18 protein-coding genes and 1 tRNA gene are annotated in these 20,345 nt (G+C 43.9%); 13 read left to right on the plus strand and 6 right to left on the minus strand.

What is annotated here, in order from left to right; translation table 11 throughout:
* Nucleotides 1-56: 56 nt before the first annotated feature.
* Together NM125_RS06305 and NM125_RS06310 are read left to right on the plus strand one after the other, a co-directional pair.
* Nucleotides 57-2,024: a tetratricopeptide repeat protein gene (locus tag NM125_RS06305; RefSeq protein WP_255133904.1), complete on the plus strand. Its 1,968-nt coding sequence runs from the start codon at nucleotides 57-59 to the stop codon at nucleotides 2,022-2,024.
* A 45-nt stretch (nucleotides 2,025-2,069) separates the two neighbouring features.
* A complete protein-coding gene (locus NM125_RS06310; protein WP_255133905.1) occupies nucleotides 2,070-2,669 on the plus strand; it encodes a Pycsar system effector family protein in 600 nt (199 codons plus the stop codon).
* Here NM125_RS06310 and NM125_RS06315 read toward each other — a convergent pair.
* The gene (locus tag NM125_RS06315) at nucleotides 2,666-2,875 is read right to left on the minus strand and encodes a hypothetical protein (protein WP_255133907.1); all 210 of its coding nucleotides are present in this window, start codon (nucleotides 2,873-2,875) and stop codon (nucleotides 2,666-2,668) included. The two genes, NM125_RS06310 and NM125_RS06315, sit on opposite strands and share 4 nt — an antisense overlap.
* Nucleotides 2,876-3,006: 131 nt before the next feature.
* Here NM125_RS06315 and NM125_RS06320 point away from each other — a divergent pair, with 131 nt between their 5' ends.
* The 8 genes from NM125_RS06320 (at nucleotide 3,007) to NM125_RS06355 (ending at nucleotide 11,500) form a co-directional block, all read left to right on the plus strand.
* Entirely contained in the window at nucleotides 3,007-3,465 is a 459-nt protein-coding gene (locus NM125_RS06320; protein ID WP_255133909.1) for a thioredoxin family protein, read from the plus strand.
* A gap of 23 nt (nucleotides 3,466-3,488) precedes the next feature.
* The gene (locus NM125_RS06325) at nucleotides 3,489-4,634 is read left to right on the plus strand and encodes a PQQ-dependent sugar dehydrogenase (protein WP_255133911.1); all 1,146 of its coding nucleotides are present in this window, start codon (nucleotides 3,489-3,491) and stop codon (nucleotides 4,632-4,634) included.
* A gap of 125 nt (nucleotides 4,635-4,759) precedes the next feature.
* Nucleotides 4,760-7,162 carry a DNA internalization-related competence protein ComEC/Rec2 gene (locus NM125_RS06330; protein ID WP_255133913.1) on the plus strand — a complete coding sequence of 801 codons (2,403 nt, stop codon included), beginning with the start codon at nucleotides 4,760-4,762 and terminating at the stop codon, nucleotides 7,160-7,162.
* Between the two features lie 342 nt (nucleotides 7,163-7,504).
* Nucleotides 7,505-7,708, plus strand: a complete 204-nt coding sequence (xseB, locus tag NM125_RS06335; protein WP_255133915.1) for an exodeoxyribonuclease VII small subunit — start codon at nucleotides 7,505-7,507, stop codon at nucleotides 7,706-7,708.
* Nucleotides 7,709-7,722: 14 nt separating this feature from the next.
* Nucleotides 7,723-9,639 carry a 1-deoxy-D-xylulose-5-phosphate synthase gene (gene dxs / locus NM125_RS06340; protein ID WP_255133917.1) on the plus strand — a complete coding sequence of 639 codons (1,917 nt, stop codon included), beginning with the start codon at nucleotides 7,723-7,725 and terminating at the stop codon, nucleotides 9,637-9,639.
* A gap of 2 nt (nucleotides 9,640-9,641) precedes the next feature.
* On the plus strand, nucleotides 9,642-10,295 hold the full coding sequence (locus NM125_RS06345) for a hypothetical protein (protein WP_255133919.1): 654 nt from the start codon (nucleotides 9,642-9,644) through the stop codon (nucleotides 10,293-10,295).
* Nucleotides 10,296-10,310: 15 nt separating this feature from the next.
* Nucleotides 10,311-11,312: a tRNA preQ1(34) S-adenosylmethionine ribosyltransferase-isomerase QueA gene (gene queA / locus NM125_RS06350; protein WP_255133920.1), complete on the plus strand. Its 1,002-nt coding sequence runs from the start codon at nucleotides 10,311-10,313 to the stop codon at nucleotides 11,310-11,312.
* A gap of 114 nt (nucleotides 11,313-11,426) precedes the next feature.
* Nucleotides 11,427-11,500 (plus strand) — tRNA-Arg (locus tag NM125_RS06355).
* Between the two features lie 101 nt (nucleotides 11,501-11,601).
* Here the strand turns inward: NM125_RS06355 and NM125_RS06360 are convergent.
* Nucleotides 11,602-12,408, minus strand: a complete 807-nt coding sequence (locus NM125_RS06360; RefSeq protein WP_255133922.1) for a hypothetical protein — start codon at nucleotides 12,406-12,408, stop codon at nucleotides 11,602-11,604.
* 470 nt (nucleotides 12,409-12,878) lie between these two features.
* On the opposite strand from NM125_RS06360, the gene NM125_RS06365 reads away from it, so the two are divergent.
* Complete coding sequence (locus NM125_RS06365; protein ID WP_255133924.1) at nucleotides 12,879-14,609, plus strand: sensor histidine kinase; 1,731 nt, start codon at nucleotides 12,879-12,881, stop codon at nucleotides 14,607-14,609.
* 23 nt (nucleotides 14,610-14,632) lie between these two features.
* Here NM125_RS06365 and NM125_RS06370 read toward each other — a convergent pair whose 3' ends face one another.
* Nucleotides 14,633-15,868 (minus strand): DUF481 domain-containing protein, encoded by a 1,236-nt coding sequence (locus NM125_RS06370; protein ID WP_255133926.1) that lies wholly within the window; start codon nucleotides 15,866-15,868, stop codon nucleotides 14,633-14,635.
* A gap of 260 nt (nucleotides 15,869-16,128) precedes the next feature.
* On the opposite strand from NM125_RS06370, the gene NM125_RS06375 reads away from it, so the two are divergent.
* Nucleotides 16,129-16,668: a YceI family protein gene (locus NM125_RS06375; RefSeq protein ID WP_255133928.1), complete on the plus strand. Its 540-nt coding sequence runs from the start codon at nucleotides 16,129-16,131 to the stop codon at nucleotides 16,666-16,668.
* A gap of 69 nt (nucleotides 16,669-16,737) precedes the next feature.
* On the opposite strand, the gene NM125_RS06380 is transcribed toward NM125_RS06375, so the two are convergent.
* Genes NM125_RS06380 through NM125_RS06390 form a run of 3 tightly spaced genes read right to left on the minus strand, consistent with a single transcriptional unit; the run spans nucleotide 16,738 to nucleotide 19,119 of the window.
* Nucleotides 16,738-17,415 (minus strand): LytR/AlgR family response regulator transcription factor, encoded by a 678-nt coding sequence (locus NM125_RS06380; RefSeq protein ID WP_255133930.1) that lies wholly within the window; start codon nucleotides 17,413-17,415, stop codon nucleotides 16,738-16,740.
* Nucleotides 17,412-18,443: a sensor histidine kinase gene (locus tag NM125_RS06385; RefSeq protein WP_255133932.1), complete on the minus strand. Its 1,032-nt coding sequence runs from the start codon at nucleotides 18,441-18,443 to the stop codon at nucleotides 17,412-17,414. The genes NM125_RS06380 and NM125_RS06385 overlap by 4 nt, the downstream gene beginning before the upstream one ends.
* A complete protein-coding gene (locus tag NM125_RS06390) occupies nucleotides 18,430-19,119 on the minus strand; it encodes a hypothetical protein (protein ID WP_255133934.1) in 690 nt (229 codons plus the stop codon). The genes NM125_RS06385 and NM125_RS06390 overlap by 14 nt, the downstream gene beginning before the upstream one ends.
* A 209-nt stretch (nucleotides 19,120-19,328) precedes the next feature.
* Here NM125_RS06390 and NM125_RS06395 point away from each other — a divergent pair, with 209 nt between their 5' ends.
* Complete coding sequence (locus NM125_RS06395; RefSeq protein WP_255133936.1) at nucleotides 19,329-20,339, plus strand: isoaspartyl peptidase/L-asparaginase family protein; 1,011 nt, start codon at nucleotides 19,329-19,331, stop codon at nucleotides 20,337-20,339.
* The last annotated feature ends 6 nt before the right edge of the window (nucleotides 20,340-20,345 follow it).

Here is a 20,345-nt window from a genome sequence, read left to right on the forward strand (position 1 = left end):
AGTATATTTATCCAGGTCAAACCTATCTAAAACACCAATTCAGGATGCCATAACAGATGGCCAAAACTAATAACATACGATTGCTCGCTGCCATCATGTTTGCCGATATTGTCGGTTATTCAAAAATGATGCAAGATAATGAGACGAACGCAAAAGCGCTTAGAGACCGTCAGCGATCTGTAATCGAGAAGTTTTTGCTGAAGTATCATGGGCAGGTGATGCAGTATTATGGGGATGGCACGCTCATCATGTTTGGCAGTGCGCTGGATGCCGTAAACTGCGCCAAAGAAATTCAGGCAGAACTGCGAAGCGAACCGACTGTTCCATTACGCATTGGCATTCATATCGGAGATGTGGTGTACGATGATGAGGGCATTTACGGAGACGCTGTAAATGTAGCCGCGCGCGTTCAGGCGCTTGGAATTACAGGCTCGGTTATGATTTCAGGGAAGGTGTTTGATGAAATCAAAAATCACCCCGGTATTCGCGTAGAGGCTTTCGGTGAACATGAGCTTAAAAACATCTACATCCCTATAAGCATCTATGCCCTGGCCGATCGCGGCCTTGAAGTCCCCAAACAAAGCTACATCGAAGAACTGACCGGAAGTTCTCAAAAGAGCATAGCTGTTTTACCATTTACCAATTTCAGCTCCGAAGCAGATAACGAATACTTTAGCGACGGCATCACCGAGGAGATCATCAATACCCTCACAAAAGTAAAAGACCTCCGCGTTGCCTCCCGAACCTCCGTATTCGCCTACAAGAGCGTGACCAAAGACGTCCGCGATATTGGAAAGGAATTGAATGTATCTACTCTTCTGGAGGGCAGTGTGCGCAAGGCCGGAAATCGAATCAGAGTTACAGCGCAGCTTATCAATGCTGATGATGGGTTTCATATTTGGTCCGAAAACTTTGACGGGGAAATGAAGGATATTTTTTCGGTGCAGGATGAAATCGCCCTCAAAATCGTGACCCGATTGGAAGACAGTTTCACTGAACAGGAAAAAGACCGGCTCTATGAATCTTCCACCCAAAATGTTGATGCCTATAATTATTATTTACAGGGGCTTTTTTACTGGAACAAGCGGTCTCCGGAAGCTGTCAAAAAAGCCATTACCTTTTTTGAAAAAGCCATCCATGAATGCAACACCTACACTAACGCCTACTCTTATCTGGCAAATTGCTATACCTACCTCGGAACCATTGGACATATGCAAGGCGAAAAAGCGTTTACCAAGGCAGAAAAGAATGCGCTGAAGGCTATTGAGATTAACAATTCCCGGGCCGACTCTTACATTGCCCTGGGTTTCGTGAACCTGTTTTTTAAGTGGGATTTTTACACCGCCGAATCCAATTTCCGGAAGGCAATTACCATGGAGCCTAACAGCAGCGAAGCACGACAAGCTCTTTCATTTTATAATCGGATTGTTGGCCGGTTTGACAGGATGATTCGGCAAGCAGAAGCAGCTGCTAAAATTGACCCCCTTTCGTTGCCGGCACTGCTGGAATTAGGCCGATCACATTGGGTAGTTGGCAATTATGAAAAGGCCCTGAACTCGTTCAATGAAGCGCTCGATTTAGATCCTCTTTTCCGCGCTGCACTGGAAGGAAAAGCGCTGGTTTATATGAGCCAAAAGAAATATGACAAAGCCTTGCGGGCCGCCAAGAAGTACATCGACCTCATCGACTCTAAGTACAAGGGTGGCTCTCAGCTTGCCTGTATTTACGCTTTAATGGGAGATAAAAAACGGACGGAAGAAAGTATCGAACTCATCAAAAAAAGAGAAAAAGACCAGCCAAACCAAAACCTGACGCTGGATTATGCCATGGTATATGCTGCTCTTGGCGATAAAGACCGGGCCTTCAAGTACCTGAATAAGGCGTATAAACAGAAACTCGGCTCGCTCCTTTTAATACAAACGCTGCCCGTCATAAAAAACCTAAAAGGCGATCCGCGGTTTGAAGAGCTGGTTCATAAGATCGGACTTCCTAAAGAATCAAAAGTGAGCCTCAACGCTCATTAATTCATTGCCTTTTCGTATCTTAGCGACTCACAACTCGGGAAAACCATGTCAGACACACAACAAGAAAACCCTCAACCGGAAGAGGAAAAGAAAGATCTCGGCTCACGCAAGCGGGGTGTTTCAGATATGTTTCGGACTTCGTACCGCACTCACATTGAGCTGAGTGCCATTGCAGATAACAAGTCCAACATCATGATCAGCATCAACGGGATTATTATATCCATTATCCTTGCGTCCATCTCTCCCAAAATTGATTCCAACCCGTGGCTGCTCATCCCGACTTCTATTTTACTGGTAACCTGTATGGTTGCCCTGGTGTATTCGGTTTTGGCAGCCCGCCCGAGGGTTAGCAAAGAAGAAGTGTCGCTAGAAGATGTGCGTTCAAACCGGTCAAACATTTTGTTTTTCGGAAATTTTAATAAGCTGAACCGCGAAGATTATGTAACCGGCATGGAAGAGCTGATGACGGACAGCGAACGACTGTATGATACCATGGCCCGTGATTTATATGGATTGGGATCTGTTCTTTCTGAAAAATACCGGCTGATCAGGATTGCCTACAACGTATTTATGGTTGGGCTGGTGCTATCGGTAAGCAGCTTTATTTTGGTTTACCTGATAATTTCGGGAGGCTCCGGTTTTTAACCTTCCTCTTCTCCATCTATGTTTTTGTATGCCTGAGTGATGCGCTGGTTCATCAGGCGACGGTAGTTTTTAAACTCATATTCACTCACCGTAAACTCAGAGCGATACTCCCCGTCAAAACATTCTACTTTTAGTTTATTGGGCTTGTCCGTCTCCGAGATGGTAACCTGAACATTTCCCAGCCTGTATGAATCTCTTTCTTCCATGAATTAGTTTTTTCAGGAAGGTAAAAAAATCTGCTTTCAGCTGTTGAACTTTAACCGCTTTTAAATTGGTTTCATGCATAACAAATGCCTCAGATTTACTATTTTTCATCTTTAACCAATTTATTTCGTTAATGAAGAAGAAAGTTGCCATTACCATCGTGGTTTGTGCGTTCCTTGGGATTTTTATGTACAACTCCCTTTCCAAGGTTCAACCCAATGTAATAGAAAACGCCCCTGAATGGATTCCGATTAATGAAGCCCAGGAAGTAGCCGCATCTACCGATAAGCTCATTTTTGTGGATGTGTATGAAATCGGCTGCAAATACTGCCGGGCCATGGATCGGGAAGTATTCCCGGACTCTACCGTTCGACAGGTGCTGGATGCCAACTATATCCCCGTTCGTATCGATGGCAACTCCACGGAACCTATTCAGTTCAACGGACAGGAAATCCCCTCCAAAAAATTCGCCCAAAGCAAAGGGGCCTATGTATTTCCTACTTCCCTGATACTGGATGCACAGGGAAACGTTGTCAAGAAAAAAACAGGTTATATGGGCGTAGATGAATTCCGACAGTTCTTATACCAATAATCAGGATTAACCAAAGACTTATTATGATTTTCAAAAAACTGACCCAACACTTACTGCCCTTTGTTGCGCTGCTTGTATTTTCTACCGGATGCAACAGCCAAACCAACGACACCAAAACTCCTCCGGCTTCTGACCTCAGCGTTGAAGCCCAATTAGTTGTAGAAGGAATCCGTATTGGCTGGGGAATCGGCTTTCTCCCCAATGGAGATATGCTGGTAACCGAGAAAGCTGGAACCTTGTACCATATCAGTGAAGGTGAAATTGTTGCTGAAATTACCGAAGGCATTCCTTCTGATCTTGACGTGAACGGACAGGGAGGTTTCCTTGACGTAGAAACCCATCCGGATTACGAAGAAAACGGTTGGATTTACTTTTCCTATGCTTCCAGCCAAGGAGAAGGCTCAGGCAGTAACACAAAAATTATACGTGCCAAACTGGATGGAAGCAGCCTGACTTCCGTTGAAGAAATTTATAAAGGAACTCCCAACTCCCGCCGAGGGCAGCATTACGGAAGCCGCATTGTTTTTGATGAAAACGGATACCTGTTTTTCTCCATCGGTGACCGTGGAAATCGCGATGTTTATCCCCAGGACATCAATCGTGACGGCGGTAAGATTTACCGGTTGAATGCCGACGGCTCTATTCCGGCTGACAATCCTTTTGTAGGCAAAGATGGCCTTGATGCTATGTACACATACGGCCATAGAAATCCCCAGGGAATGGCTGTTCATCCTGAAAGCGGACTGGTTTGGTCGCACGAACACGGCCCGCGTGGTGGTGATGAAGTCAACATCATTGAACCGGGTAATAACTACGGATGGCCGGTTATCAGTTATGGTATTAATTACGATGGAACCGAGTTTGCCGAAGACACCGCCCGCGAAGGCATGGAGCAGCCCATCACTTATTGGGATCCATCAATTGCACCATCCGGAATGGCATTCATCACCAGTGATAAATACCCGGGCTGGGAGGGAGATCTTCTGGTCGGTTCTTTGAAATTCGCCTATATCGCCCACTTAGATTTGGATGGCGATGAAGTTGTAGGGGAACAAAAACTGGTTGAAGGTACCGGAAGAATCCGCGCAGTTGAACAAGGTCCTGACGGCTACATTTATTTTTCTGCAGAAGGCGACGGAATTTACCGATTAGTGCCCACTGAAGACTAAAACTCATCTTCTGATATTGTTTTCTGAAAGCCTGATCGTTTGGTCAGGCTTTTCTATTAGCCACCCATTTCTCATTTGCGATAAAATTTTTTGTAAGGAATGGGTGATTTATCGCTCTTACTTACATGGGAGCCCGAACAACATACCAATTCCCCTTTAGCCGCTACCCGGCCGTCAGAATTGTTTTGCTGATGATTGCCGGCATTCTGCTTCATGAGTACTACAAGCCTGCTCTGCACTTCTCCCTCATACTTTTTACCCTGCTTTGTCTGATTTTTGGGTGGGTTGAGTGGAAGGTTCAGCAGTCATCTACCTCTGCTTTTCCAAAACTGGGCACCTCCCTTTTTCTCTTGTTAATGGTCTCATTTGGGATTTTTCGAAGTGCCCTTCATTCCGCACAGGATTCCCCACTTATTATAAAACTGATTCAAGTTTCTGATTGGGAGTCGGTCAATGTAACCGGATCGATCGCCTCTATTTCAACAACCTCCTCCGGTAAAGAACGCTGGGATGTTGCCATTTCTGAAACAAAAATAAACCACCTGAATTCTGATCTGAACTATAAAGCACGGATATTGGCAGACGAAGCGGCGCGAGCAGCTACATTGGGAGATAAGGTGAGCTTTTCAGGAACTATAATCCCCATTTCCGAAAAGCGTAATCCGCTGGACTTTGACTACAAAGCGTACCTGCATTCACAAGGCATTTCTGCTCAATTCAAGCTTGACAGCCTTCACCATATACAGCCAAACAACAACCCGACGGAGTGGGTGTGGTGGAGAGAACGTGCCTTAGAACTCGTCGACAAAAACTTTGACGCTCAAACCTCACCAATAGCCAAGGCCTTACTGGTTGGATACAAGCAAGAATTAGACAGCGAATCAAAAACAGCTTTCGCCCGCGCCGGACTCTCTCACATTATGGCGGTTTCGGGTTTACACGTTGGGTTTATCATTGCTCCCTTCTGGATCATCATTCCCTATTTCTGGACCAAAAAGCATGGAAGCAAAATCGGGTTGATTCTTTTGATCCTGATCCTATTCAGTTATGCGGGCATCACCGGGTTTTCTCCATCTGTGATGAGGGCATCTGTAATGGCCGGTTTTCTGACCTACGGTAAACTTTTCCATAAGATTAACGACTCCATTAACCTCACGGCAGCGGCCGCTCTTGTTCTCTTAATTATCAACCCATCGCAGCTATTTAATATCGGGTTTCAGCTTTCCTTTTCGGCAGTACTGATTATACTGCTCATTCTGCCGGTCATCCAAAATCTGCTGCCGTATTGGGTTCGGGTTCGATGGTACAGCAAACCCCTGATGGTCGTCATTGTTTCACTGGTGGTTCAATTTGGATTATATCCCTTACAGGTGCATTACTTTGGGGAAATTTCTTTGGTAAGTCCTATTGCCAATGCCCTGTTCGTCCCCTTCCTTGGGATCGTAGTTCCGCTATCGCTCGTCGCTCTGTTTATCACAGCCATTATTCCTGCTGCCGGATTCGTGCTCAATTATCCTTCTTACATTTTTCTTGGGTGGATGAGCGACTTTGTGAATATGGGCGCAGGGTGGGACTGGGCCTGGACCACCGCTTCCCTAAACAATAACCTGATTTTTATCCTCTGGCTTTTTCTGATTTTGGGAATCGCCGCCTGGCACACCTCTGCTTTACGGTGGAAACTAACGGCTTCTTTCCTGGCTACCGCTTGTCTGATGGCATCCCTTAGTGCAATCCACAGCTTAAAACCGGCCACATTGCGCGTCACTTTCTTTGATGTGGGCCAGGGTGATGCCGCCCTCCTCCACACCCCAAACGATAAATACATTCTGATTGATGCCGGAGTTTGGTCGCCGGGGTACAATAGTGGAAAGTCCGTTATTATCCCGCACCTTAAATCAGCCGGAATCCAAAAGCTGGATGCCGTCATTCTCAGTCATCCCCATGCCGATCATATCGGAGGCATTCTTGAGCTGATGAACTCTATACCCATCGATGTAATTTATAATTCCGGTTATGAATATGATTCCAACCTCTATCAAACCTACCTGAAATCAGCCACTGAAAAATCTATTCCTGTACAGCCATTGGTATCCGGAGATACACTCGCGCTGGATCCATCCATGCTGTTTCTCGTACTTGGCCCGGATGGCAACATGTATAACTCTGACCCGAACGAACATTCCATAGTACTGAATGTGATTTATGGGGAGTCGGAGTTTCTATTTACCGGCGATGCGGGCGAAGATCAGGAAGAACGCCTGGTGCATGCTTACAATCACTTATTGGATACTGATCTTCTGAAAGTAGGTCACCATGGAAGCCGAACCAGCTCGGGTTCAGCTTTCCTGAGTTCTGTGACTCCCGAAATTGCTGTGGTGTCACTGGCTGAGCGAAACCGATTCCGGCATCCACATCGCGAAGCCCTGAACCGACTCTATCGCACAGACGCCCAATTACTCTTTACCAGCCGGGAGAGAGCCATCATTTTTGAATCAGACGGCAAATCCATTCAACGCATCCACTGGTGACTGTGATCGGTGAGATAAATAGCCCCGTCCTTTAGGGCGGGTTGAAAAAGGAGCGAACAAAAAAGCTTCGCCCCACAAGCAGAAATGAAAATTTTCTGGTATCCGAAGCTTTGGCTAAGTAGCCGACTAACGTGTATGTGCCCAACCCTGCGAAAACCATATCTTCCGCATACTCTTATGATGCTTGGGTTTTGTGTTACTCTCAATGCCCCCGCCCTAAAGGACGGGGCTATTTATTCATAATCATCACATCCATCACAGTAAACTGTGCCTTTTTCCTAAAAAACCGGTATCCTTCAGGGCTAAACTGTATTCAAAAATCACCGTACCAAAAAAATCTTAATGGCAGAAAAGGAACGACTTAGCTTTGAAGAGGCTTTAAAGAAATTGGAATCGATAGTGGAACAACTTGAGGACGAAGAGATTACACTGGAAGATTCCGTTAAGCTGTATGAAGAAGGCGTTCAACTATCTAAGTTTTGTACTGAAATCTTAGAACAAGCTGAACTTCGTATAGAACAAGTAAACGAAGCGAATACGCAGTAAATTTTTATAAACCTATGGAACAGAAACAGCCAAAACCGGGAAAGTTACTCGCTCAGATTAATTCCCCTTCCGATTTAAAAAAGCTTGAGGCCGATCAGCTTCAGGAAGTTTGCGATGAACTTCGCCAGTACATCATTGACATAGTTTCTGTTCATGGTGGTCATTTTGGTGCCAGCCTTGGGGTAGTGGAACTAACTACCGCACTTCACTATGTGTATGACACTCCTAAAGACCTGCTGGTTTGGGATGTTGGGCATCAGGCCTATGGGCACAAAATACTAACCGGCCGAAGAGAACAGTTTCATACTAATCGCGTTTATGGCGGACTATCTGGATTTCCAAAAAGATCTGAAAGCGAATATGACACTTTTGGTGTAGGTCATTCCAGTACCTCAATTTCTGCTGCTTTGGGCATGGCAGTTGCCCGCGATTTAGACCAATCTGACAAAAAAGTTGTAGCCGTAATCGGGGATGGTGCCATGACAGCCGGCCTCGCTTTTGAAGCCATGAATAACGCCGGCGCAATGAACAGCGATATTCTGGTGATCCTCAACGACAATAACATGTCGATTGACCCGAATGTTGGTGCCCTGAAAGAATATTTGGCTGACATCACCACCAGTAAGACCTTTAATAAAATGAGGGACGAAGTGTACGACATGCTCGGGCACTTTAAATCTGCCGGCGAGAAGATGCGCAAGGTAGCCTCTCGCCTGGAAAAAGCCATGACGGCTGCCCTTACCCCGGGTTCCCTCTTTCGCTCCTTAGGATTTAAATATTACGGCCCGGTGGACGGACATGACGTTGACGGGCTCCGCAGAATACTGGAAGACCTCAAAGACGTGAAGGGACCAAAATTGCTTCACGCCGTTACTGTTAAAGGCAAAGGATTTGCACCGGCTGAGAGGGAGCAAACCAAGTGGCATGCCTCCAGCAGTCCTTTTGATAAAATTACCGGTAAGTCACTTTCCGCTCCATCTAAGCCAAACCCGATTCCAAAATATCAGGATGTGTTTGGGGATGCTTTGGTTGAGCTGGCCGAAAAAGACGAACGTATTGTAAGTATGACTCCGGCCATGCCCAGCGGTTCAAGCTTATGGCCAATGATGAATACCTTCCCCGAGCGGGCTTTTGATGTTGGTATCGCTGAACAGCATGCCGTTACCTTTGCAGCCGGATTAGCTGCCGAAGGGAAGAAAGCCTTTTGTGCTATCTACTCATCTTTCTTGCAACGCGGTTATGACCAGCTGGTTCACGATGTAGCCATCCAAAACTTACCGGTTGTATTTTGTATTGACCGCGCCGGACTTGTTGGAGCCGATGGTCCTACACACCACGGAGCTTATGACACCGCCTACATGCGGGCAATCCCCAATATGATTATTTCTTCTCCGCTGAACGAGCAGGATTTACGGGACATGATGTACACAGCCTCCAAGTATGATGATGCCGCCTGGGCTATCCGTTATCCTCGTGGAAGAGCGACCGGAATGGATGTTAGGGAGAACTTTGAAATGATGGACATCGGTAAAGGGGTAGAACTCAGAGAAGGTGAAGACATTGCGATCCTCAGCTTTGGTCCGATTGGAAAATATGTGTTTGAAGCCGCCGATCAACTTTCTAAAGAAGGGATTGAGATCGGGCATTATGACATGCGCTTCGCCAAGCCCCTCGATACGGAATTAATCGATCAGGTTTGTGACAACTACAGCCACATCATCACGCTGGAAGATGGTTCTAAGATGGGTGGATTCGGAAGTGCTGTTGCTGAGTACATCGCTGAGAAAGAAGAAAGGCCCACTCTTAAAATAATGGGCATTCCTGATCGTATAGTAGAGCACGGCACCCAGGAAGAACTTCATGATGAAATCGGAATTGGCGTTGCCGGTATTATTGAGAATGTTAAGCAAAAAGCAAAGGTAAAGGTTTAGTTTTGAGATACACATCCCTACTACTGTTAGTCATTTCATCCTTAACTCTGACGGGCTGTTTTTTTAATAATGACAGCACGCCGGTATACCGGGAAGCAGAAGGTGTAGTGTTGGAGAATGGTGAAGCCGTTGCCAATGCTGACATTCATATCCGTAATAAATTTGATCCGGGCGGCTTTTCACAACAGCCTGCAGCTCCCAATTACATGATTAATTTCAGTGTACAGGTCGAAGCTTTGTATTCTCTTTCGTTATTCCGTCATGGGTCCGATAGTGTTTACAATACATTTTTTGAAGACACACTGGCTGCCGGTGAGCATGCGATTCAGGTACCAGACTCTTTACTGACTAACGGAATTCTCGGCTATGAAGTCAGGTCTAATCAGGATTTGCTGACTACAAGCCTCTTTTTGGTGAATAAGCCAGACAGCGCGCTCCCCGGTTCTTTGCCTTTTACACAAACCAATGCCAGCGGCGAGTTCACGCTAAACCCCGAATATCTTGCATTGGGCAAGTCGTTTACATCACAGACGGGAAGCTTCGAAATCACCGACAGCCTGAAAATTTATGTTGTGCAAGACAGCTCTATTCAGGTTATATCCGGAGTGAAGTATAAGCCCGACCAGGATAATTTCTTTGAGATTATTGTTGATTAACCTGATTTTTGGGGCATGAAGTTTACCCTTTCTGATTTCGACTACAATCTTCCTGAAGAACTCATCGCCCAGTCACCGGCTCAGCCCAGAGACCATGCCCGCTTGCTGGTTTATAACCGGGCCGACAAAACCATCACCGATGACCATTTCTACAATATCGGGGATTACCTGCCAGATGATACCACCATGGTGGTTAATAACAGCAAAGTTGAGAAATGCCGGCTGCTATTTGATGACGGAAAGAAGGAGCTTTTTGTAACCTCTGTAAGTAACAATAACACCATTGAAGCAATGGTACGGCCCGGTAAGAAATTTAAGCAGGGCAAAGAACTTCAATTGGCTGAAGGCATCTCTGCGAAAGTAATCAATATTGCCGAAGACGGGTTACGAACCCTGGTGCTGTCTTGTGATATAGACAACCCAAAGCTGGAACCTTATAAACACACGCCCTTTCCTCCTTACATCGAGCAGGATGAATCTCTTTCCGAGGAGTATCAAACCGTTTATGCAAAGGATTTGGGAAGTAAGGCAGCCCCTACGGCCGGACTTCATTTCACTGATGAACTGCTTGCCAAACTGAAAGATGTCGGGATTAAGAAAACGGAAGTCACCCTGCATGTGGGACTGGGCACCTTCGCCCCGGTAAAAACGGAAAACCTGGACGAACACAACATGCACAGCGAGTGGTTTCAGCTAACCGAGTCAACCTGTGAAGAGCTGAATGCAGCCCGTCATATAACCGCGGTTGGGACCACCAGCATCCGCGTACTGGAGACTGCCTCCAACTCCGAACGAGAATTCACCCCTGAAAGCAGGGAAACTGATATTTTTATCACTCCGGGCTACTCCTTTAAAGCGGTGGATGCTTTGATCACCAATTTTCACCTTCCCAAAAGCACCCTCCTGATGCTGGTCGCTGCTTTTATGGGATTCGATGAAATGAAACGGGTTTACGAACACGCCATCAGCGAGGAATACAGCTTCTATTCCTTCGGCGATGCCATGCTGATTCTTTAATAAATTCAGACTTGTTTTTTGCTGTTTCTGAACCCTACTCTTCTTATATTTGATGCCCTTTTGAAAATATCACTCGATGTTCACCCTTCGGTGTTCCTTGTTCGATATTCAAATGCGCCCGTAGCTCAACCGGATAGAGCGTCTGACTTCGGATCAGAAGGCTGAGGGTTCGAATCCTTCCGGGCGTACTTAAATAAAAAAGCGACTTATAGCCTCAATTTAATCAGTTATAAGTCGCTTTTTTGTTTAATGCTGTTCATGTAAATTCTGGTTAGACTTTATTAACCCACTAAGACTCACCAAAATCATCTTCCCAAGAATCCAATAGGTCCGGATCACCTATTTCATCTCTATCAAATTCCGTTGTATTATGAGACTTATTTCCATAAGTAATATTGAAATAATGCTCATTTTCACGGCTAGCTTTCTTTGCTCGCTCTAAATCCAATTCTCTTTGCATGGAAATGATGTTTATAAAATGAGACTTAAGTTGTTTTGGCTTGGTATATTTGTTGGGCTTAATAAGTACATTGAGTACTTGAATAATTAGAACTACCTGGTTTTCCGAAAACCCAGCAAACCTCAATTCATGCTCTACATTTTCAATTCCACATTCTAAAAAGTTAGAAGAAAGATTTTTAAAACTTACTTCTTGCCAATTCCCATTTATTTTTCTTTTCACAAAAATATCAGGAAAAGTATCTGCGTTTGCTAACTCCAGGTTGGAGTTAATCTTCACGCCCTTACCAATTTCATTAAATCCTTTTTCATCAAGCTTGTCTCTGTCTGCTTGATCAAAAATGTTTCTGCTTTTTTTCCAGTAAATAAAACCATCTTTGTCAATTACTGGTATTAATCCGAAATAGCTAAATGCTTTCAATGCCTCACTATATCCTCTATCAATAAATTCGAGTATCACATTTTGTTGGTTATATGTAAACCCACTAAAATATATTCTATCAAATTTTTCTTTATTAAATCTCTCTTTGTCAATCGGTTCTAGTTTAATTGAATTTGTAGAACCAAAAACTATTACAGCTCTAATATCAATATCATTTTCGACAAAGGTTGGGGTAACTTTTGAGATTAATCCCATAGTCATTCTTTTGTTGTATTCAACTCAGTTATACCAATAGTTCAATAATTAAAGAGGATTCAGCATTTATATTCTATAGATATGCTAATACCAAGTGACCATTTAGTTTAAATAAAGCATGATCAATATTGGAAAACAAGTTTACACTTATTTAACCTCGTTCCTAACCACTCGGTTCGGAATGTCTTTTTGGACCTCCCGGTCCAAATTCTATCAGACACAACCGTCACTTCAGTAGGTGAAAAGCCCGTCAAACAAATCATTCATTACCTTCTACAATTTTCCCACTCCTATTATTAAAGGTTTCTAATATTATTATATTACTTAAAGTGTAATAACCCTCTTTAGGTTTTATAAAAGCTTTAACACCCTAATCCACATCAACTTTGTGTGATTAATTAACCCTGTAAATAATGGGAAGTAACTTTACGGAACTTGAGCGTTCAGAGAATTCAACGTTGAATCTCGCGATGAAATTAATTCACGAGATCACCCGGCTCAATGATAATGAGCTCTCAGTTTCTGAACTGATTCGCAACGCTTCTCATCTTATATCTAAATTCTGGCCTGAACAGGCAGGCGTTTTAGTTAGCCTAAGTTTTGATGACATTTCTCATCATTCAGGGCATGAATCCTCAAATACTGAATTCTATACATCCGGTTATGAAGCAGGCGGGCTTCCTGTTGAGATTTCAGTTTCTGCGGAGAGCGACCGTCACTTCAGTGAAGATGATACTTATTTCATTGAAACTGCTTGCATGCTTGTGGCATCAAAAATAGAACGTATTCTATCGAAACAGAGAATACAGGAAGAGCAGGAGCTCATTGATAAGGCTTACCAACTCGCTCACATTGGTACCTGGGAATATGATATGATTAACCATGAGCTACACTGGTCCGATATCACCAAACAAGTTCATGGTTTTGAAGCGGATTACAACCCCGATGTAGAAAGTACGATTCAATTGTTTAAGGAAGGTTACCATCGCGAAACCTTTGCCAAAGCCGCCTATGACGCTATTGAACATGAGATCCCATTTGATGTTGAATTAAAAATTATAAGCGGCAAAGGTGATGAACGATGGATAAGAGCTACCGGTGAGCCTGAATACGCTGACGGACAGTGTATCAGGTTTTATGGTATCAGCCAGAATGTAACGGAGCGCAGAAAGGCCGAGGAAGATCTTGAACTTAATGAGAGAAGGTTCAAAGCTTTAGTACAAAACGGGATGGATATGATTGCCATCCTTGATGAAGAAGGTAACTATACGTACGCCAGTCCGGCATCAAAGAACGTACTTAATCTTCCTCCGGAATACTTCATGGATAAAAATGCATTCGACCTTATCCATCAAGATGATAAAGACAGACTCTACACATTATTTACTTCTCTATCTAACAACGAAACAGTTCAGATTAACCCTTTTCGTTTTTTGAATAATGAGAAACAATGGAGGTGGCTGGAAGGCACGATCACAAACCTTAGCAATGACCCTGCTGTTAAGGGATACGTTGTGAATACCCGGGATATAACGGAACGGCAGATTAAACACGAGCAAATTCTGGATTCGCTCAGGGAAAAGGAAACCCTGCTTTCAGAAATCCACCATCGTATTAAGAACAACCTTTCCGTCTTAGTCACCATGCTTCATTTACAAGCTTCTGATGAACAGAATGAAGCTGTTTTAGACCGGTTACTTGACAGCATAGCCAGAATTCATACCATGGCCAGCATTCATGAACAACTTTACCAAACCAAAAACTATGCGGCCTTAGATTTTAGTGAACGCCTTAAGCTTCTGGCTCAAACAATTAAGAAGACATTACAGACAGATGTTGAGGTTGAATTAGTGTTTAATTGTAAACCTCTCACCATCCCCGTTGACTATGCTTTAACTTGTTCGTTAGTTGTTAATGAGGTACTGACCAATGTATTTAAACATGCATTCAGAGGCATGCAGAAGGGCCTTGTGACTTTAGATTTGAACCCTGATTCATGTGGAGATAAAGCTCACCTTAAAATTTCAGATAATGGTGTCGGGTTACCCAGTAATTTCAATCCCAGTGAAAGTGACTCATTAGGACTGTCACTAATCGATATGTTATCTGAACAAATAGCCGAAGACTATTCTTTTAGCTCTTCAGATAAAGGCACCGTTTTTACTCTTACCTTTAGTAAAGAGGTGCTGGAGTCGGCTTAATTATTTTCGCTTAAAGCATTCACTTACAATCTCGGGTTCACCACATTGTTGTAAATAGAACCAAAGCTTAGTTCCAGGCCAAAGCTGAGTTCATAAGAATAGGAGGTTGCCCGTTCTCTCAGGTTCAGCAGCTGCTCCTGCTCGGTGATACCACCGGCAGGGATGGAAAGTTGATTGTTAATCCAGTCATATTCTCCCCTGAAATAGACCGACAAACCACGAAAAATCCTGAAGTCCAGCTGCAGGTCGGTTCCTATCCTGTTTTTGGTAAAGTCATGCAGAAATGCGGAGCCAACAATCCGGGCCTCAAATTCACCCCAGGGTTGCGTAAACCTGATTTGGGAACTTAGCTGCTGCTGTAATAATTTCTCGGAAGTTTTGCCATAAACGGTTTCTTCATTGTATTCATAAAGCCCCACGGTAAATCTATACAGAAAGGTAATTTCCCGCTTAGTGAATTCGCGGTACGGGAATACGCTGTACTCTATCGCCGGACTTCCTTCCAGCAATAAATCATAGTTACTTCTTGTAGAGTGGCGAGCTTCTGATGAAATACCGGCCGACCAATGATCTCCCAGGCTTTTAACTAACAGTGCTTCTGCCGATCTGCTTTCGCGGGTAAACGTGTCGGTTTCGCCATCATCTTCAAAAGTCTGTTTCTCGTAGTACTGCTGCACTTCAAACTCAAACTTCCATTCCGGAGTTACCCTTTCTGCACTTAGCCGACCGTTTAGCGAAAATTCATTTTCAGACTTCTCTCCTTCCAAATCCGTATCGGCATTTATATCAAACACCCAAAAGTTCCAGTCATCTCTTTGCTCTTGTTGTTTCCCTTCGTTTGCCGCGTCAAAATCAATAATTAACCGTTGGGCTACCGGCCTATCTTTTAAGTAAGGAAACAAACCCAGTTTTATGTACTGGTTTAATCCATTTCTCCTTTCATCCTCGGTATCCGATTCCGGAGAATAGAATATCATTACATCGTTTACCCCTGAAAAATCATTTTCTCCAATAAACTCAAGCGTATATTCCTGCCCCTCGCTTCCGGTTTGTTGACGGGTGATCAGCAAATGCACATCCGCATCTTCATTTGTACGGACGTAATTAACGAACTGAATTTCATCACGGACAAAACTCTCATCACATGTTCTTCGGCAATCTAAAAATACATTAATCGTGGATGATGAATCCTGAGCTGTTGCAGATCCGGGATATGTAAAACAGGCCATCAGCAACAGATACGTTAGTTTCTTTTTCATTTGGGGGAATAAATTAACGTTGATTTTAGTCTTGGAAGCATGATTAAGGTAAACAGAGGGCGCTGCCTTTTCTGTAATTCTTTATTAAAAAGGGCCTTGTCATCTTCATCGCAATGGACTAACCCTGTTGCCGGTCGGTTCATTCAGTCTATGGAAGCTAAAATCAGGGCAATAGGAACTTTCTATTGTCGGGTTGAGTTATCTGTGCATACATTTAGTTCAACATTAAACTATTTAATACTAACCTAACTTATATTATTATGGCAACCTGGAATATCGACCCAACTCATTCAGAGATACAGTTTAAAGTGAAGCACCTGGTTATTTCGACCGTAACCGGCAATTTCAAAAGCTTTAACGGTGTGTTAGAGACAGAAGACGACTCTTTCGAGAATGCATCTGTTACCTTTGAAGCTGACATCGACAGCATTACCACCAACAATGAAGACAGAGATGCTCACCTCAAGTCTGACGACTTCTTCAACGCCAAAAAATTTCCCAAACTCAATTTTGAGTCCACTTCATTCAAAAAAACCGGTGGGGATACCTACGAATTGACCGGAAACTTAACCATCCGCGACATCACCAAAGAAGTGACCCTGAACGCTGAGCATGGCGGAACCGTAAGCGATCCATACGGACAAACCAAAGCCGGATTTGAAATTAATGGCTCCATCAACCGAAAGGAATTCGGGCTTAAATGGAGTGCGGTAACCGAAGCCGGCAGCGTGGTTGTAGCTGATGAAGTTAAATTACACCTGAATGTACAGGTCGTAGAAAGTGAACCCGTGGAAGCATAGGTTCGTGTAGTTATTATTTATTTACGTATAGAGGGGCGGTCTTTGCTGAGGCCGCCTTTTTTTATGCAATCACGCGGTGTACTTCTCCAGAAAGGCTTCTTTGTATGCCTTCCCAACCGGCAGGGAGTGATTTCCCAATTTGATGAGATTTCCTTCCAAATAGTCAATTTTGGCAAGGGCAACCACATAGGATTTATGAACACGACTGAACAGTGATTCAGGCAGCTGGCTGTAAAAGTCTTTCAGTGTTTGATTGAAGGTCAGTTTCTTTTCTTTAGTGTGAACCGTGATGTAATCGCCCTGGCTTTCTGCAAACATAATATCATTCACCCCAACCCTGTATAACTTACCATCCGCTTTGATGGTGATGACCTGATCGGCCGCTTGACTTGCTTCCGTTTTATCCCACGCTTTATCCACTGCTTTCAAAAACCTCTCAAATGAGAACGGTTTAAGCAGGTAATCCACTACATCCAGTTCATACCCTTCCAACGCATATTCTGAGTAAGCGGTGGTTAAAATTACCCGAGGTGCATTATTCAGCGTTTTAAGAAACTCGATGCCGGACAAGCGCGGCATGTTGACGTCCAGAAACAGTAAGTCAACATCCTTTTCCTTTACCACTTTCCGGGCCTCTAAGGCATTTTTACACGATTCTGTCAGCTGCAGTTCAGGAGTGTCGGCAATGTATTGTTCCAGAACGGATCGAGCGGCCGGTTCATCATCGATTATTACACAACGCATCATCCTGTCCCCAGTTTTAATGTAAGTTCATACAGGTTTTCCTGTTGGTTAATGTCGAGGCTGTAGCTTCCACCGTAGGCGAGATCTAATCTTCTTTTGGCATTCTGAAGGCCGGTTCCTGAAGTCTTTTCCTCCTTATTTCCCTTTTCATAAACGGTGTTTTTACAGTGCAGAATTAATCCCTTTGCTTCCTGTTTTATCTGGATGGATATCAGAGCTTCCTCATCCGTCAGGTCTGCATGCTTGAAACAGTTTTCTACAAAAATGATTAACAGCAGCGGGGCAATTTTCCTTCCTGAAAAATCACCCTCTGTGCTAAAGTGAACTTTATCAGGCTCATTCAACCGCTCTTTATGTAAATCTACAAAGTGAGTAAGGTATTCTATCTCTTCTTCCAGCAAAACCTGCTCCTGATCCATCTTATCAACCACATAGCGTAGCATATCCGATAATTTCAGAATCAGCGCCGGCGCTTTATCACTTTTCTTGAGGGCTTCACTGTAAATCGTATTCAGCGAGTTAAATAAAAAGTGCGGATTTACTTGTGCCCTCAGGGCTTTCAATTCTGATACCCGTTTCTCGGATTCCAGCTCAGCAATTTTATTTCTGCTCCTCAATACCTCAAACCAACTTCTTCCGAACTCAAGCGTTGAACTTAAAATCAAATAAAGGACAGCGAAACCTGTTACCTCGATAAAGCCATAAACCCCGACCAAATAGTATCCGGGAAACAGCCAATCAGAAAGCAGCAAAAAAGAGAAATTATAAGCGGGGTATGCCATCCCTAATAATACTATAAGGGTTAGCCCGTACAACCAAAAGCGAGACTTAGCCAGGTAGTTCGGAATTAGAAGAAAGGCATGCAATGAAACGATGATAACAAAGGGAACATGGAACAGAAAGGTGTAAATAACATCGATGGTCCGAATGTCGCCTGTACGACTGAACACTTCCAATCCGGCATAAAAAGAAACTGCCCAGAACACCACGTACATAAGCAGTTTCTTATTAAACAGTTTACTGAACCGCATCTGGCACCCTTTTCAGTGTTAACGGATCCTGGTAAGCATCTTCTTCATCCCCATATTTCTCAACAAACTGTTGCAGTTCGGGGGTTGAAGCGGTGATTAATATCTCCGTAGAATCATCATAATCGGCTTGTACCACTTCGTGCTTTATACGAACACGATTATTCAGAATTTGATCTTTGATCCAGCTGCTTTCAAGGTGCTCCATCACCAGTTTCGAGTCCTGAACATCAATCCTCGAGAAAGTATTAATGTTAAACCTGTGAGTAATAACCGGGGAAGCAGACATTCCCAAATCAACATCAAAAAGCTTAAGATTAAGATAATATTGACCATTCAGCTTGCCCACCTTTCCTAAAAATAACACCGGTGTAATGTTAGGTTCATCGGTCTCCTCAAATAAAATCAGGTATGCGTTCATTTTTAGCGAGTCTTCTTCTCCGGGATCAAAACTTATATCTTCATCAGGATATTTCCGAATCAACTCCGCGAGCATTTTCGGGTTATTATCTGAAGCGAATGTCCACCGCTGATCTCCATTTTCAAAAGTACCATCCAATCCTTCTAACAGGATGGCTTCTTCAGCTGTAAATAAGGGGTGAACCGATTTCAGAAAACATCCGGACAGGCTGAGCACCAACAGCGGAAGGATCAAAACTTTAGTTATCGTCTTTTTCATAATTTCAGTGATTAATTAAGATTGCACACCAAAGAAATAAAGCTTTAAGCCGTCATTTAAATTTATTCGATAAACGCACCTGATATCTCGATGAACGTTTTGTTTGCTGTGGTTTTTTATCTGCTAAAATAGGTAAATGAAACAAACGGCACTTTATAATGGACTTTATGTGAGTTATAATCCCTCTTAAATCTAACTAACTACCTGTTATGAAAAACATTTTCTTTGCTCTTCTTTCACTATTAGTACTTAGCAGCTGTACACAACCTCAAAACGATAATGCTCCTCAACCTGAACAAAAAGAGTGGGCTATCGCTTTACATGGCGGGGCGGGATATGTTTCTAAAGACATGCCTGAAGACCGCAAACAAGCTTACATGGAATCCCTGGAGGAGGCGCTGAACATCGGTGCCGAAATTTTGGAGAATGGCGGTTCCGCCCTCGATGCCATTGAGAAAACGGTGAACTACCTGGAAGACAACGAACTGTATAATGCCGGAAAAGGTGCCGTTTTCACCTCTGAAGGAAAGAATGAGCTGGATGCCGCCATCATGGACGGCGCAACACTGAATGCCGGAGCCATCACGGGTGTAACTACGGTTAAAAACCCGGTTTCACTGGCTCGCAAAGTCATGACTGATTCCAAGCACGTATTCTTTTCTGCAGATGGAGCAGAAACCTTTGCTGACCAAACAGATGTAGAACGGGTAGATCCCGAATATTTCTATACCGAAAGCCGGTTTCAATCTTTAAAAAGAGCACAGGCTGCAGAGCAGGAATCCGGTCTCATTGAAACGAACCAACAAAAAGCCTGGAAATATGGTACTGTAGGCGCCGTTGCTCTCGACAAAAACGGTAAACTGGCAGCGGCTACCTCCACCGGCGGCATGACTAATAAAAAGTATGGGCGTGTAGGTGATGTTCCCATCATCGGGTCCGGAACCTATGCAAACGACCTTGTTGCCGTTTCTGCTACCGGATGGGGAGAAAAGATTATGCTGAATGTATCGGCACACACATTGGCGGCTTACATGGAGTTTAAAAATGCCACACTGCAACAATCTATGGATTACCTGGTGGATGATGTACTTGAACCGGGCGATGCGGGCTTCATTGCCGTTGACAAGTATGGGAATTTCTCCATGAAAACGAATACCGGGTCTATGTTCCGCGCGGCAACCGATTCAGATGGAAATAAAGAGGTAGGAATCTGGGAATAACGTCTA

It is taken from the genome of Gracilimonas sediminicola (assembly GCF_024320785.1).
Taxonomy (GTDB): Bacteria; Bacteroidota; Rhodothermia; order Balneolales; family Balneolaceae; genus Gracilimonas; species Gracilimonas sediminicola.